Raw genomic sequence first — 16,088 nt, 5'->3', positions numbered from 1 at the left:
TTCAAAAAGGAGAATCATCTTGTTAAAGCTTTTCAAATATCTAAGAAACTATAAGCTTCAAAGTATAGTCGGTCCTTTGTTCAAGCTTATAGAAGCCTGCTTCGAGCTGGCGGTTCCTCTGGTTATGGCAAAAATAATCGACGTCGGCATAGCCGGCTCCGACAAGCGTTATATAATCACTATGGGAGGCGTGCTGGTGCTGTTGGGCGTGCTCGGTCTGGTCTGCTCCCTTACAGCTCAATATTTCGCCGCCAAGGCAGCTCTCGGCTTCGGCACCGAGCTAAGACGCGACCTTTACCGGCATATCAACACCCTGTCCCACTCGGAGATAGATAAAATCGGAAGCTCTACTCTGGTTACCAGAATGACCGTCGACATCAACCAGGCGCAAACCGGAGTTAATATGCTCCTTAGACTTTTTCTGCGCTCGCCGTTTATAGTTATCGGCTCAATTATAATGGCATTTACGATTTCCGTAAAGCTGACCCTTATTTTTCTGATAGCCGCGCCTGTGCTGGGGCTTGTAATATATCTTGTAATGACAAAGACCGTTCCTATGTTTAAAACCATTCAGAGAAAGCTGGACAGAACCACTCTGACGGTCAATGAAAATCTTGCGGGAGTCAGGGTCATCAGAGCGTTTTCACGTCAGAAAAACGAGGAAAAAGAATTTCACGACAATGCGGACGAGCTGTTCAAGCTCCAGATCAGAGCCGGAAAAATATCCGCTCTTATGAATCCCTGTACTTATGTCATAGTATACGCCGCTATAATCGCGATCATCTGGTTCGGCGGAATCGACGTAAATATCGGCGGGATAACTCAGGGGGAGCTTATCGCTCTTACCAGCTATATGAATCAGATCCTTCTCGCCCTGCTTGCGGTAGCGGTTCTGGTCACCTCTATAACCAAGGCTCAGGCTTCGTCGATCAGAATAAACGAGGTATTCGGATACGATCCCACTGTTACTGACGAAAATACCCAAACTCTGCCGCCGAAAGAAAACTCTCCGGCGGTTGAATTCAAGAACGTTACCTTTTCCTACAGCGATTCAGAAGAGCCGGCTCTGAGCAATATAACCTTTACCGCCGAAAAGGGTGAAACTATCGGAATAATAGGCGGAACCGGCGCGGGAAAATCAACGCTTGTAAACCTTATCCCCAGATTTTATCAGTATCAGAGCGGAATGATAGCGGTTGACGGACACGAGGTAAGCGAATATCCGTTTGAACAGCTTCGTCACAAGGTGGGAATGGTTCCGCAAAAAGCAGCGCTTTTCAAAGGCACGGTGCGGGAGAATATGCAGTGGCGGGATAAAAACGCCTCCGACGAGGATATATGCCGGGCGCTTGAAATCGCACAGGCTCTGGATTTTGTAAACGGCAAGCCGGAAAAGCTGGATCACATGATACTTCAGGGCGGAAAAAACCTTTCGGGAGGTCAGCGTCAGCGTCTTACCATCGCAAGAGCTCTTGTCGGAGAGCCTGAGATCCTGGTGCTTGACGACTCAGCCTCCGCGCTGGACCTTGCAACGGACGCCAGACTGAGAAAAGCGATCTCTGAAAAAACTAAGGATATGACAGTTTTTATTGTTTCCCAAAGAATATCTTCAATACGAAACGCCGATAAAATAATCGTGCTCGACGACGGCGCAATAGCCGGAATCGGCACACATAAGCAGTTGTTTAAAGACTGTAATGTATACAGGGAAATCTGCCTTTCGCAGCTTTCCGCAGAGGAGGTGGCTGAAAATGAGCAATAAAAAAGCTTCCGGCAAGGGCTCCGTTTTCAAGCCGCTGATGAGATACGCCGGACCTCACATCTGGCTGCTGGTTGTCGCGCTTATACTTACTGTGCTTTCGGTTGCCGCAACCCTTTATGCTCCTATTCTTATGGGACAGGGAATAGACCTGATAATAGATAAAGGCAACGTTGATTTCGACGGGCTTGTGCCTATTCTGGTCAAGCTTGCCGCAGTAGTCGCCGTAACGGGAATTTCGCAGTGGCTAATGTCGCTTTGCACCAACAAGGTAACCTACAATACCGTCAGAGATATACGCAACGACGCCTTCAGAAACCTGCAGAAGCTTCCGCTGAAATATATAGACAGCCATCCGCACGGAGATATCATGAGCAGACTTATCACCGACGTGGAGCAGATATCGGACGGATTGCTGATGGGCTTCGCCCAGTTTTTCACCGGAATAGTAACTATATTCGGAACTCTTTTCTTTATGCTTTCGATCAGCGTGAAAATCGCCCTTATCGTTGTCGTTATAACGCCTCTTTCGCTTTTTGTCGCCAGATTTATAGCTAAGAACACCTTCAAGCTTTTTCAGAAGCAATCCGAAGCAAGAGGAGAAATGACCTCCCTTGTAGAGGAAATGATAGGGAACCAGAAGGTAGTAAAAGCGTTTGCATATGAAAATGAGTCGGAGGAAAAATTTGACGTTCTCAACAAAAATCTTCAGCAGGTCGGAGTTAAAGCAACCTTTTTCTCATCGCTTACCAATCCCTCTACGCGCTTTATAAACGGTCTGGTGTATACGAGCGTGGGCATTATCGGAGCGTTCGCGGCAATAGGCGGAGGCTTTTCGGTAGGTCAGCTTTCCTGCTTTCTGACGTATGCGAACCAGTATACTAAGCCTTTCAATGAAATTTCCGGAGTTATAACCGAGCTTCAGAGCGCTTTCGCCTCTGCAAAAAGAGTTTTTGAGATCATAGACGAGCCGGCGGAAATTCCCGACAGTCCCGACGCTGTAAGGCTTGAAAGCGTAGACGGAACCCTTGAGGCTGAAAACGTAAGCTTTTCATACAATCCCGAGATTCCTCTTATAGAGAACTTTAATTTATCGGTAAAATCGGGACAGAGGATCGCGATAGTCGGACCGACCGGCTGCGGAAAAACCACCGTCATAAATCTGCTGATGAGGTTTTACGACGTAACCGGAGGAGAGATTATTCTCAGCTCCGTTCCTATAAAACAGTGTACAAGGGATTCAATGCGGTCGATGTACGGTATGGTTTTGCAGGAAACCTGGCTTAAAACCGGTACGATACGGGATAATATCGCTTACGGAAAGCCCGGCGCTTCCATAGAAGAAATTACTGCCGCCGCCAAGGCCGCACACTGCCACGGCTTTATAAAAAGACTGCCCAACGGCTATGATACCGTTATATCGGAGGACGGCGGCACGCTTTCGCAGGGTCAGAAGCAGCTTTTATGCATTGCCAGAGTTATGCTGGCTTTGCCGCCCATGCTTATTCTTGATGAAGCGACCTCGTCTATAGACACCAGAACAGAGATCCTTATACAGCAGACGTTCAATGAGATGATGAAAGGCAGAACCAGCTTTATCATCGCTCACCGTCTTTCAACAATAAAGGAAGCGGACTGTATTCTTGTTATGAATTCAGGACATATCATAGAACAGGGCACTCATGAAGAGCTTATGGATAAAAACGGATTTTACGCCGAGCTTTATAATTCCCAGTTCAGCGTCTGATAAAAACGCGTCTGTGCAGCGGGCACGGGCGCGTTTTTTCGCGGTTATACTTATATTTTACATTACGCTTATTGACTTTGAGCCTGCAATATAATATAATTAAATATATATTAATAATTGAATTGCAGACACAGAAAAATATTGTGCTGTATGAAATATAAAAAAGGAGGTGTGCTCCGTTTCGGGAGCCTAATTTATGTCCAAAAAGGTTTATGATAACAGGGAGTTAAGCTGGCTTAAATTCAATAACAGGGTCCTTGAGGAAGCGCAGGACAGCTCAGTCCCGCTTATGGAGCGTCTGCTTTTCACGTCCATTTACGGAAGCAATCTTGATGAATTTTTTATGGTAAGAGTAGGCTCGCTTATCGACCAGAAGCTTATAAACGACAATGACAAGGACGGCAAAACCAAAATGCGTCCCTCTGAGCAGCTGTCGGCAATATATTCCAAGGTAGGAGAGCTTAACGAAATAAAGGATAAGACGCTTTCCGCCGTAAACAAGGAGCTTGAGCTGCGCGGGATCTATCACAGGACTATGAAAAGCCTGTCAAAGGCCGAGCAGGAATTTGTAGACTCATATTACGCATATGAGATCAAGCCTTTTCTTAACGCTCTGATAATAGACAAGCGTCATCCCTTTCCTTTCCTGAACAATCAGGACATATACGTCATAGCGAAAATTTCCTCAAAATCCGGCATAAAGCTGGGCATTATAGGCTGCGGCGGAAAGTACGAGAGAACGGTTTTCCTTCCGTCGGACGACAGCGGCAGGATCAGCTTTCTGCTGGTTGAGGATATCATTCTTCATTATGCGGACAAAGCTTTTGAAAGCTACAAAATCGAAGAAAAAGCGCTGATGAGAATTACAAGAAACGCCGATATCGACGTTGACGAAGGCTTCGACAGCGAGCTTGATTTCCGGCAGAATATGTCAGTGCTTATAAACAAGAGAAAAAGGCTGTGCCCCATCAGGCTTCAGCTTTCAAAAACGATTTCCGAGCCGACGCTTGACGAGCTGCTTTTAAGGCTTGAGCTTTCCAAGAAGCAGACCTTTATTGAAAAATCTCCTCTTGACTTTAAATACGTTTTCTCCGTATTCGGCAAGGCGGCAAACCGCAAGGAGCTGTTTTTCCCAAAAGCGGAGCCTCAGCAGTCACGAATGGTCCAGAACGGCGTTCCTATGATGCAGCAGATAGACAAGGGAGATATATTCCTTTCATATCCTTATGAATCAATAAAACCGTTTATAAGCCTGCTTGAAGAGGCGGCGAACGATCCTCAGGTGATTTCCGTAAAAATGACTCTTTACAGAGTCGCTAATAACTCCAAGGTCATTAAGGCTCTGTGCGCCGCCGCGGAAAACGGCAAGGAAGTCGTTGTGCTGGTAGAGCTGCGCGCAAGATTTGACGAAGAAAACAACATCGGCTGGTCAAAGCTGCTGGAGGAATCTGGCTGTCACATTATGTACGGACCGCAAAAGCTCAAGGTTCATTCAAAGCTTTGCCTTATAACAAAAAAATCCGGCAAAGCAGTCAGGTATTACACCCAGATAGGCACCGGAAACTACAATGAAAAAACCGCTGAGCTTTATACCGATTTCAGTCTTATGACTGCAAACAGGGATATTGCCGAGGACGCCCAGAACGTTTTCAAGGCTCTGTCTGTAGGAAAGCTGGTGGAAAGCTCCAAGCTGCTGCTTGTCGCTCCGCTTTGTCTGCAGAACAAGGTTCTTGAAATGATGGACGACGAAATCAATATAGCCCGTGCGGGCGGAAAGGGCTATGTGGGAGCAAAGCTTAATTCTCTTACCGATAAGGTTCTTATAGATAAGCTGATAGAGTGCTCTCAGGCGGGAGTAAAGGTCGAGCTTGTTATCAGAGGCATTTCATGTCTGGTGGCGGGTATAGAGGGTGTAACCGACAACATCAGAATAATTTCCATAGTAGGCAGATATCTGGAACATTCGCGTATCTACCTGTTCGGAACCGGAGTAAGAAAAAAGGTATACATATCGTCCGCCGATTATATGACCAGAAATACTACCAGAAGAATAGAGGTTGCCGCTCCCCTGCTGGACGAAAGCATAAAGGAACGGGTAATCGACTATTTCAATACCCAGCTTGCTGATAACGTAAAAGCAAGAGAACAGCACTCAGACGGAAAATATGCTCATGTAAGAACAGGCGATTTTCCGCTGGATTCGCAGAAGCATTTTTCTGCTGAGGCTTATGCAAACGCTCCGAAAGCTGACGAATCAGCTGAAGCAGTAAAAAAGAAAAGCATTTTTTCTGTGATAATCGGTCTGTTCAGAAGAAAAAAATAAGCTTTTGTCTGATAATTAATGAACGGCTTTTACAGGCAAAAATAAGCGGCTGCGGAATTTTTCTAATCCGCAGCCGCTTATTGCGTACGACAATACCCCTATAGTATTCAGCCAGCCTTGCTTCCTTTATCCTTCCGCCTAAAGCCGCCGAACCCATATTCTTTAACTCTTTACCCTGACGCTGTCTAACGCCGGTTTTTATTACATATTTTATCTGTTTTTTTGACATTTGGATTAACGATTATTTATTGGGATGGATTGACATTGACTTTAGGCGTAAGGCATGATAGAATTAAATTATAACCTAGCGCCGATGTCCCCCGCCTTCTTTAGAAAGCAGTTCGCCTCTCTTAGACGGCGGGTTCCATTCAGGATTTTAGTAGAGGAATTAATCCCCTACTAAAATCCTGAGGAGCTAAAGCTCCTGCGGCGCAGTTGCTTCGTCGCAGCCGATGAAAAGCCAAGCTTACATCGGGCTTTGCTCCGAATTAAAAATTACTTACAGGAGGATTTTATAATGAAAAGCTTTAAAATAATATTATCGTTTATTTCCGCAGGAATCATTGCCGCCTCTTCATCTGCCGCGGCTTTTGCAGAAAGCGGCTTCAATATTGCGACTCCAGCCGAGCAGGCGCTTTCCGCCTCAGCATATACTCCGGCGACGGTTACCTTAAAATCAAGCTATTCCTGCACTACCGACGCCATACGAATCAACTGGAATAAGGTCAGCGGAGCTTCCGGCTACAGGATTTACCGTTACAACGGCAAAAACTGGGTTAAAATCGCTACCATAAAAAACGGCGGCGCTACCACATACCGCGACGGCGGACTATCGTCAGGAACGCTTTACAGATACAAGGTCAAGGCTTACAAAAAGGTAAACGGCGCTAATTATTGGGGAAGCGCCAGCAAGGAGTTTCTTGCTTCCACTAAAGCAAAAGCCGTAAAAATAACATCAACAAGCAAAACCGCCGACGCGGTTCGGCTAAACTGGACAAAGCAGACCGGAAACGGTTATCAGGTATATCAGCTTAAAGGCGGCGCATGGACAAAAATAGCCACCGTCCGCAGTATGAATACAACTACATACCGTATCGGCGGTCTGAATCCCTCAACGAAATATCAGTTCAAGGTCAGAGCCTACAGAACCGATACTAAAGGAAAAGTCAATGCAGGCTCATTCGGAAGCGTTTCTGTCACAACCAAATCAAACGGCTTCTCCGCGGAGGTCAACGAAGTTCTTAAGCTTGTAAACGTTGAAAGAAACAAGGCGGGACTTAAAAGCCTGACTCTTGACGCTGAGCTGTGCAGAGCGGCACAGGTGCGCGCAAAGGAAATCAACACCCATTTCAGCCACACCAGACCTGACGGAACCAGCTGCTTCACCGTACTTGACGAATTTAACATCAGCTGGAGCGCAGTGGGTGAAAATATTGCAAAGGGCCATATGTCTCCCAGCGAGGTCGTCAACGCCTGGATGAATTCAGAGGGTCACAGAAAAAATATTCTAAGCTCCGGCTTCGGCAAGCTTGGAGTAGGATACGATTCCTCAACCAAGGCATGGGTCCAGCTTTTCACTGACTGACAGTCATTAATTTAATAATAGCTTAACAGCAAAAACGGACGGTCAACAGCCGTCCGTTTTTCGTGCCGTTATTTACACAACGCCGTATATCCTGAGATTAAATATCGACTATCTCGCCAGTCTGATCCCTGGAAGCTCCTACCGCGTTGGATTCGTCTGTATCAATGTGCATTGCCAGCGCATATTTTTCGCTTACTCTTACCACCGTATCGCAGAGAACGGCAGTTCTTTCAGCAGACTCGATCTTAACCGACACAATCTGCTTATCCTTAACGCCGAAATCCTCAGCGTCGGCAGGAGTCATATGAATATGTCTTTTTGCAATTATCACGCCCTGCGAAATCTCAACCTCGCCGCAGGGTCCTACTATTTTGCAGGCGCCGGAGCCGTCAAGCTCCCCCGACTCTCTTACAGGAGCCGCAATTCCAATGGAACGCGCGTCGGTAGCCGAAAGCTCCACCTGCGTTGCCGGACGCACCGGTCCGAGTATAGAAACGTTTGCAAGCTCTTTTTTAGGACCTACAACTGTTACTCTTTCCTCGCAGGCAAACTGACCCGGCTGAGAAAGATCCTTTTTATGAGTAAGCTTTGCGCCCTTTCCGAACAGAGTTTCAAGATCCTCCTGAGTTACATGGACGTGACGAGCCGACGTTTCAACAATAAACTTCTTTGACATAAAGAACAAATCCTTTCAGCTTAGATTATGCGATTACCGCACTGCCATATATATTTTACTACTTTTTTTTCATAAGGTCAAGTGCGCAAGCTGAATTTTCCAAAGCTTCTGAATAATCGGAAACAAATAAAATCCGCCTTATCAAAATGCCTAACCGCTGAAAAAGCCCAGCTTTCGCTGAGCTTTCATAAAATTCTGCCGTTGTGTTAAGCTCCCTTTCTGGGAGAATCCACCGCTTTTTCCTTTGTTATCACAGGTCCGGAATCGCCCTTCACACAGTCGGAGGTGATGGTTATTCCTGTAATTTCACTGTCAGAAGGAGCGTCGAACATAAGCCTGGTAAGGATTTTTTCAACAATGGCACGCAGTCCTCTTGCTCCGGTTTTCTGAGCGATAGTCAATCTTGCAATTTCCCTCTTGGCGTCGTCGGTAACTTCAAAATCTATTCCGTCAAGCTTAAACAGCTTTGTATACTGCTTTATTAAAGAATTTTTAGGTTCCGTCAGAATCCTGCAAAGGGTATCCTCGTCCAGTTCGTCAAGCACGGTTATTACCGGAAGCCGTCCTACCAGCTCCGGCACAATGCCGAACTTTACAAGATCGTGAGGCAGCACCTTTTTCATCACATTGATTTCAGAATTTTTATTTTTTATATTTCCGCCGAAGCCCATGGAGGAGGAATCCGTCCTTTTCTTTATGACCGAATCAAGCCCCTCGAACGCGCCTCCGCAGATAAAAAGAATATTTCTGGTGTCGATCTGAATGAACTCCTGATGGGGATGCTTTCTTCCGCCCTGAGGAGGAACGTTTGAAACGGTTCCCTCGACGATCTTGAGCAGCGCCTGCTGAACACCCTCTCCGCTGACATCTCGGGTAATAGATGTATTCTCTGATTTTCTGGCTATCTTATCAATTTCGTCTATATAGATTATACCCTTCTGAGCCGCTTCAACATCATAATCCGCGGCCTGAATAAGCCTTGTAAGCACATTTTCAACATCGTCGCCCACGTATCCCGCCTCGGTAAGAGTTGTCGCGTCGGCAATCGCAAAAGGCACATTAAGCAGTCTTGCAAGCGTCTGCGCAAGCATTGTTTTGCCGGTTCCCGTAGGACCGAGAAGCAGGACGTTGCTCTTCTGAATCTCAACGTCGTCGCTGTCGTCGTCAAGCGCCATGATACGCTTGTAATGGTTGTAAACGGCTACGGAAAGAGAAATCTTGGCTTCCTCCTGTCCGATAACGTATTCGTCCAGAAAAGCTTTTATCTCCGCCGGCTTTTTCAGCGTTATCCCGTTGTTCGTTTCTTTTTTATCCTTTATTTTGACCTGCTTAGATGCCGCGGCAATACCCTGCTCCGCAAGAATATCATAGCAGAACAGAACACATTCGTCGCAGATATGATTATCGCCTGAGGAAAACATATTCTTTACCTTTGTTTCAGGCTTTCCGCAGAAATCGCACCGCTTGATTACATCGTTAGCCATTTGTTACACCAATCCTATCTGTTTGAAACTATCTGTTGGTTATTACTTTATCAATAAGACCGTATTCCATTGCCTGCTGAGCCGTCATATAGTTGTCGCGCTCGGTATCTATATTGATCTGTTCGATAGGTTTTCCGGTATTCTCCGAAAGGATACGGTTCATTTTTTCTCTGGTTCTCACCAGATGATCCGAGTGGATCTTTATATCTGTACACTGACCGGAAAGACCGCCTGAAATTAGCGGCTGATGAATAAGAATCTCGCTGTTGGGAAGAGAAAGCCTTTTTCCCTTGGCTCCGCTTGAAAGGAGAAAAGCTCCCATTGAAGCCGCCATACCGATACAGATAGTTGAAACCTCGCACTTTATATACTGCATTGTATCATAGATAGCCATTCCCGCTGTGATCGAACCGCCGGGACTGTTGATATAAAGATCAATATGCTTTTCCGGATCCTGACCCTCCAGATAAAGCAGCTGAGCTACGACAACGCTTGCAACGGCGTCGTCGATCTGATCGCAGAGCATAATTATTCTGTCGTTGAGCAGTCTTGAATAAATATCATAGCTGCGCTCGCCTCTGCTGGTCTGTTCTACTACATAAGGTATCAATGCCATTTTCATTACCTCCCAGTTATATGCTTTTCGCCCGCTGAAAAACGGCGAGCGAAAGCGACAAAATATTACAGTGATTACTTTATAACGGCAGCTTCCTTAATCATGTCTACCGCCTTGCCTACGGCAATATCCTTTGCAAGATCCTCTCCGCGGATGTAAGTCTTTATCTGATCCACGTCCATCTTATAAGTATCGGAAAGCTTTGCAAACTCCTCGTTTACCTCCTCCTCGGAAGCCTCGATTCCCTCAGCCTTTACGATTTGCTCAAGTGCAAGTCTGAGCTTTACCTGCTTTTCAGCCTGCTCCATATAAGCCTTTTTAAGAGTATCCATGGTCTGACCGGTGTACTGAAGGTAAAGATCGAGGGTAATTCCCTGCGGCTGAAGCCTCTGAGCAAGCTCATTTATCATTTCGTTTACTCTGTTGTCAAACATAACCTGAGGAATTTCAGCGGTCATGTTTTCGATAACCGTATCAAACAGCTTTTCCTCAACCTGAGCGTCGGCAGCCTTTCCAGCAGCCTCCTCAAGCTTCTTCTTAACGTCCGCCTTATACTCGTCAACCGTATCGAACTCGGTAGAATCCTTGATCATATCGTCGTCAAGCTCCGGAAGCTCCTTCTTAGAGATGGATTTAAGGTTAATTTTGAATACTGCCGGCGCGCCTGCAAGCTCCTTAACCTGATACTCCTCAGGGAAAGTAACGTTGATATCAAACTTCTCACCGGCGTTATGTCCGGCGATAGCCTCCTCAAAGCCGGGAATAAACTGGCCGCTTCCCAGCGAAAGCGTAAAGTCCTCAGCCTTTCCGCCGTCGAAGGCAACGTCATCCTTGAAGCCCTCAAAATCAATAACAACGTCGTCGCCCATTTCAGCCGCTCTGTCGTCAACTGTAATGATACGAACATTCTTCTCTCTGAGCTTATCACATTCCCTGTCAATATCTTCGTCAGTTACAGCATTGACAGTTTTCTCAACTTCTATACCCTTATAATCCTTGATCTCAACTTCAGGCTTTGTAATGCATACGACCTTGAGCGCAACGCCTGTGTTCTTATCAATAGAGGTAACCTCTACCTCGGGTCTTGCTACGAGCTCAACGCCGGATTCGGCAATTGCCCCGTCAACCTCGGGACCGTAAAGCAGATTAACAGCGTCCTCATAGAACACGCCCTCGCCGTACTGCTTTTCAATAAGCTTACGGGGAGCCTTTCCCTTGCGGAAGCCCTGAATCGTAATATTCTTTTTCGCTTTCTGATAAGCCTTTTCGATCGCCTCTTCAAAAGCTTCGGCAGAAATCTCTATCTCCAGTTCCATCTTATTGGTTTCAACCTTATTTGCAGACTTTAAACTCATTTTTTAATTCCTCCATTAAATAAATGTATCTAAATAATTATAGCACATACATTTGATTTTTTCCAGTGTTTTTTTATAAATTGTCACATTGCACAATTTTCGTTATGTTCATTGGGTCAAATTGCAAGAAATCGCTTGAAATAAGCCGGTAATTCACTCCGTCCCGCTCACCGTTCACAGCAAATTCATGGCCGCTGCCGTGAATATGACCGTAAAAACACCATTTAATTTTATGCCTGTGCAGAACGTTCAGTATATCGTAATTGCAGCTAGTTCCGAATACAGGCGGATAATGCAGAAATACCACCGGATTCAAACCGACGCTTTCAGCGGAGCTTATTGAAGCTTCCAGCCTGCCAGCCTCACGCAGAATGACCTTTTTATCCTCCTCGGCGCCGCCGTCGTTTATCCAGCCGCGGGTTCCGCATATTCCAACGCTTCCGTACGCATAATGATTGTTGTGAAGAATATTAAGCGTATCAAAACCGTTTTTTCTGAAAAAATTATCCATTTTATTTTTCGTGTTCCACCAGTAATCGTGATTGCCCTTTGAAATAATTTTTTTGCCGTTGAGCTTATTCAGAAATTCCATATCCTTATAGGATTTTTCAAGTCCCATCGCCCACGATATATCTCCGGGAATAACTACCGTATCGTCAGGACTGATTTTTTTCTGCCAGTTTTCCTCAATTCTCCGCATATAATCCTGCCATCCGCCGAAAATATCCATCGGCTTGTTTACAGACAGCGACAAGTGCAGATCCGCCATAACAAACAGGCTCAATCGGTTACCTCCTTACGGTCAAAATTTCCATAATAAATACATACGTTATGAGCATAATAATGTTGCAACAACTGTTGCGGAAGGAGTGATTACTGATGGAAAAGGAAAGAATTTACGGCATTAACTGCGACGTTAAGAACTGTGTTTACAACAAAGACGGCTGCGAGTGTACTGCCGGTAAAATCGACGTATGCTGTACTTGCTCAAATCCTAACTGCTGTGATGAAACAGAGTGCAAGACCTTTAAAGCAAGAGGCTGCTAATTACTGCCTTTAACAGGTTATTCTGCCGCTGAACGACGGAATAACCGACAGTCTGACCTGTTTAGAGCAAGTCAGACTGTACATAGTAATATCGTTTAAATTCCCAGAGCTCTGAAAACGTAATCCTTCATTTCGTATCTGTCAACGGTTTCGGTGAATCTGACCTCCTTATCCTTCAGCGCCGCAAGCGAAGCCGGTACAGGAATCTTTGAAGCCTCATAAAGCTTCTCCACCAAGGCAAATTCGTCGGCGTCCGTATCGGCGCCTATAGCCTCCAGCACTGAGCCGGAGAATTTATACGGACTTGCCGTTGAAGCGATAACCGTTTTTGTGTTATCTCCAGTCGCAGCCTTATAATCCTCATAAACCTTGACCGCGACTGCCGTGTGCGTATCGCAGGTATATGAATATTTACCGTATATTTCCCTGATACATTCCTTGGTCTGAACATCGTCGCAGCAGCCGGCGTAAAATTCGTCCTTCAGAACCGCCTTCACCTCGTCTGTTACTTCATATCTGCCGCTTTGCGCCAGAGCGCCGAACCACTCTCTTATCTGAGCGTCGTTTTCACCGCACAGATGATAAAGCAGTCTTTCCAGGTTAGAGGAAATAAGTATATCCATCGAAGGTGAAATCGTAGTATGGAACGGACGGTTTCTGTCGTAAACTCCAGTTCTTATAAAATCTGTAAGCACATTGTTGGCGTTTGAAGCGCATATAAGCTTATTTACCGGAATTCCCATTTTCTTAGCATAGTATCCGGCAAGAATATTGCCGAAATTTCCCGTGGGAACTACGATATTGATTTTATCCCCGGGATTTATTTCTCCGTCCTTCACAAGCTGAGCATAGGTCGAAACATAATAGATGATCTGAGGAGCAAGACGTCCCCAGTTGATGGAATTTGCAGACGAGAACATCATGCCGGCGGCGGAAAGCTCCGAAGCTATCTTCTCATCGGTGAAAATAGCCTTAACGCCGTTCTGAGCGTCGTCAAAATTGCCTTTGATAGCGCAAACGCCGACGTTTTCACCCTCCTGCGTCGTCATCTGCTTCTTCTGCATGGCGGAAACGCCGTCCTCAGGATAGAACACAAGGATCTCGGTATCGGGGACGTCTCTGAAGCCCTCCAGCGCCGCCTTGCCTGTATCGCCCGAGGTAGCTACAAGAATAACTATCTTCCTGTTTAGCTCAAGCTTTTTGGCGGACGTCGTAAGCAGATAAGGCAGTATCTGCAGCGCCATATCCTTAAACGCGCAGGTAGGACCGTGCCACAGTTCAAGCATATAGGTCCCGTCAAACAGATGAGCAAGCTCGGCTATATTGGCGGTATCGAAATTTTTATCGTTATACGCGCTGTCAACGCAGTATCTGATTTCCGCTTCGGTAAAATCCGTCAGATACTTTGAGAACACAAACAATGCCCTCTGGGCGTAGGTCATTTCTCCCAGCGCCTTGATATCGTCCATAGAAACGGCAGGGATCTCCGAAGGCACAAACAAGCCTCCGTCCTTTGAAATCCCCTGTGCGATAGCCTGAGCAGACGTTACGTTTACTCCGCTGTTTCTGGTACTCTTGTAATACATAAAATTTCACCCTTCTTTATAAATTGGCAAAGCCATTACTTACTAGCGTCAAACGCCGCAACGTAATATTTAAGCTTAACGGCTCTGTTTTTGTCAAGCTCAACCGCGGCAACGTCAAATCTGCACGGAAAAGGCTTCTCAAGCCCGCACAGATACCGCTCCGCCGCCTTTATTATATGCTTTCGCTTTAAAGCGTCAACAGCCTCCTCGCCGGAGGTCAGGGAGTTTCTTTTTCTCGTTTTGACTTCAACAAAAACAACAACTCCGTTTTTTCTTGCAACAATATCTATTTCTCCGCCTCGGATCGTAAAATTTCTGTCCAGAATTTCGTACTGATTCTTTTGAAGAAACCTACAGACGGCGTCCTCTCCTATATCTCCAAGCTTACGGGAGCTGATTTTTTCTTTCATAATACTTTTTAAGAAAGCTTAGCCTGTGTATCTCGCAGGGACCGAATTTATCAAGCATTTCATAATGAAGCCTGGTTCCGTAGCCCTTGTGTTTTTCAAACTGATACTGAGGATATTTTTCAGCCATTTCCTCCATATATTTATCCCTTGCAACCTTTGCAAGAATCGAAGCGGCGGCAATGCTCTGGGATTTTCCGTCGCCCTTGACGATCGGTTCTGTCCTATAGGCAAACTCAGGTACTTTATTCCCGTCTATCAGCACGATATCCGAAGCGCAGTCTATATCCTCAACGGCTCTTTTCATTGCAAGCATAGCGCTCTGCAGAATGTTTATTTTTTCGATTTCCTCAACCTCTGCGCGCTGAATCGAAAAATACTCCGCCTTTTCCGTTATCTCCTCAAAAAGCTTCTCTCGCTTTTTAGCGGTCAGCTTTTTGCTGTCGTTTATACCCTCTATCACAGTATCCGGCGCAAAGATCACCGCGGCCGCAAAAACAGCCCCGGCAAGAGGTCCTCTCCCCGCTTCGTCCGCACCGCAGACGATCGGATACTTTTTTCTGTATTCATCGTCAAATTCCGCAAGGGTCATCTTAAGTCACCGCTCTTTATTTCATTTGGTTTTTCCAAAGACAATCTGCCGATCTTACCGCTTCTGAATTCGTCGATCACCGTAATGGCCGCCCTTTCGGTATTGATCTCCCCTCCGGAAAGCAGAAAGCCTCTTTTCCTTCCTATCCGTTCAAGTATCTCAAAGCCCTGAACGCACCCCGGCGTATCGGGATCGTTCTCCGGAATATCATCGACGGCAACGCCGTATCTCTGAGTTATAAGACCCGGATAATTCCCGTTCAGAAACTCCAGAAACCTACAGGCAAGATATTCCATATCCATTATATCATCCTTCACAGCGCCGGTAAAAGCAAGCCGCTCGCCTACGTTCTTATCCTCGAACTTGGGCCACAATACCCCCGGCATATCAAGCAGCTCGATATTTCCGTCAAGACTGACCCACTGCTTCCCTCGGGTAACTCCGGGTCTGTCCTCAACCTTAGCTCTCCTCGCACCAGCAAGACGGTTTATAAAAGACGATTTGCCAACGTTCGGGATACCCACGATCATAATTCTTATAGGTCTTCCCTTCATTCCGTGAGTTTCCCACTGAGCAAGCTTATCGGACATAAGCTCGTTCAAAACGGCGTAAAACTTGCTGACGTTCTTGCCGCTCCGGCAATCCGTTGCGATTACCGCAACGCCTCTTCTTTTATAATGATCGATCCACATCGAAGTAACAGTTTCATCGGCAGAATCAGCCTTGTTCAGCAGCAGCAGTCTGGGCTTTGAACCCACAAGACGATCCATTTCAGGATTTCTGCTGGAGTAAGGTATTCTTGCGTCTGTAATTTCCACAACAACGTCAACCAGCTTAAGATTAGACTGCATTATACGTCTGGTCTTAGCCATATGTCCCGGAAACCACTGTATATTGGAAACCTCGCTCAT

14 protein-coding genes are annotated in these 16,088 nt (G+C 46.0%); 5 read left to right on the top strand and 9 right to left on the bottom strand.

Annotated features, from left to right (window positions below):
• Positions 1–19 precede the first annotated feature (19 nt).
• From EIH25_RS11805 to EIH25_RS11790, 4 genes are all read left to right on the top strand, one after another.
• Positions 20–1,762 (top strand): ABC transporter ATP-binding protein, encoded by a 1,743-nt coding sequence (locus EIH25_RS11805; RefSeq protein ID WP_124101232.1) that lies wholly within the window; start codon positions 20–22, stop codon positions 1,760–1,762.
• Positions 1,752–3,506, top strand: coding sequence for an ABC transporter ATP-binding protein (locus tag EIH25_RS11800; RefSeq protein WP_124101231.1), 1,755 nt, complete (start codon positions 1,752–1,754; stop codon positions 3,504–3,506). The genes EIH25_RS11805 and EIH25_RS11800 overlap by 11 nt, the downstream gene beginning before the upstream one ends.
• Before the next feature lie 196 nt (positions 3,507–3,702).
• Positions 3,703–5,829 (top strand): polyphosphate kinase 1, encoded by a 2,127-nt coding sequence (gene ppk1 / locus EIH25_RS11795; RefSeq protein ID WP_124101230.1) that lies wholly within the window; start codon positions 3,703–3,705, stop codon positions 5,827–5,829.
• Between the two features lie 517 nt (positions 5,830–6,346).
• Positions 6,347–7,414 (top strand): CAP domain-containing protein, encoded by a 1,068-nt coding sequence (locus EIH25_RS11790; protein ID WP_124101229.1) that lies wholly within the window; start codon positions 6,347–6,349, stop codon positions 7,412–7,414.
• Between the two features lie 97 nt (positions 7,415–7,511).
• Here the strand turns inward: EIH25_RS11790 and EIH25_RS11785 are convergent, their stop codons facing one another.
• The 5 genes from EIH25_RS11785 to EIH25_RS11765 form a co-directional block, all read right to left on the bottom strand.
• A complete protein-coding gene (locus tag EIH25_RS11785; protein WP_124101228.1) occupies positions 7,512–8,090 on the bottom strand; it encodes a phosphate propanoyltransferase in 579 nt (192 codons plus the stop codon).
• A 206-nt stretch (positions 8,091–8,296) separates the two neighbouring features.
• A complete protein-coding gene (gene clpX, locus EIH25_RS11780; RefSeq protein ID WP_124101227.1) occupies positions 8,297–9,574 on the bottom strand; it encodes an ATP-dependent Clp protease ATP-binding subunit ClpX in 1,278 nt (425 codons plus the stop codon).
• Between the two features lie 28 nt (positions 9,575–9,602).
• Positions 9,603–10,190 carry an ATP-dependent Clp endopeptidase proteolytic subunit ClpP gene (gene clpP / locus EIH25_RS11775; RefSeq protein ID WP_124101226.1) on the bottom strand — a complete coding sequence of 196 codons (588 nt, stop codon included), beginning with the start codon at positions 10,188–10,190 and terminating at the stop codon, positions 9,603–9,605.
• A gap of 74 nt (positions 10,191–10,264) precedes the next feature.
• A complete protein-coding gene (gene tig / locus EIH25_RS11770) occupies positions 10,265–11,545 on the bottom strand; it encodes a trigger factor (protein ID WP_124101225.1) in 1,281 nt (426 codons plus the stop codon).
• Positions 11,546–11,618: 73 nt separating this feature from the next.
• Positions 11,619–12,329, bottom strand: coding sequence for a metallophosphoesterase (locus tag EIH25_RS11765; protein WP_124101224.1), 711 nt, complete (start codon positions 12,327–12,329; stop codon positions 11,619–11,621).
• Positions 12,330–12,424: 95 nt separating this feature from the next.
• On the opposite strand from EIH25_RS11765, the gene EIH25_RS11760 reads away from it, so the two are divergent.
• Positions 12,425–12,592, top strand: coding sequence for a DUF1540 domain-containing protein (locus tag EIH25_RS11760; RefSeq protein WP_124101223.1), 168 nt, complete (start codon positions 12,425–12,427; stop codon positions 12,590–12,592).
• Between the two features lie 95 nt (positions 12,593–12,687).
• Here EIH25_RS11760 and thrC read toward each other — a convergent pair whose 3' ends face one another.
• Genes thrC through ylqF form a run of 4 tightly spaced genes read right to left on the bottom strand, consistent with a single transcriptional unit; the run spans position 12,688 to position 16,088 of the window.
• Positions 12,688–14,178, bottom strand: a complete 1,491-nt coding sequence (gene thrC, locus EIH25_RS11755; protein ID WP_124101222.1) for a threonine synthase — start codon at positions 14,176–14,178, stop codon at positions 12,688–12,690.
• 35 nt (positions 14,179–14,213) lie between these two features.
• Positions 14,214–14,588, bottom strand: coding sequence for a YraN family protein (locus tag EIH25_RS11750; RefSeq protein WP_124101221.1), 375 nt, complete (start codon positions 14,586–14,588; stop codon positions 14,214–14,216).
• Positions 14,563–15,177, bottom strand: a complete 615-nt coding sequence (gene rnhB / locus EIH25_RS11745) for a ribonuclease HII (RefSeq protein WP_124101220.1) — start codon at positions 15,175–15,177, stop codon at positions 14,563–14,565. Before rnhB ends, EIH25_RS11750 begins: the two co-directional genes overlap by 26 nt.
• The gene (gene ylqF / locus EIH25_RS11740; RefSeq protein ID WP_124101219.1) at positions 15,174–16,088 is read right to left on the bottom strand and encodes a ribosome biogenesis GTPase YlqF; all 915 of its coding nucleotides are present in this window, start codon (positions 16,086–16,088) and stop codon (positions 15,174–15,176) included. Before ylqF ends, rnhB begins: the two co-directional genes overlap by 4 nt.

The sequence above is a fragment of the Ruminococcus sp. Marseille-P6503 genome (genome assembly GCF_900604945.1).
Taxonomy (GTDB): domain Bacteria; phylum Bacillota; class Clostridia; order Oscillospirales; family Ruminococcaceae; genus FB2012.
The sequence above is the reverse complement of the archived record's forward strand: the minus strand, read 5'-3'. Positions and strand labels throughout refer to the sequence as shown.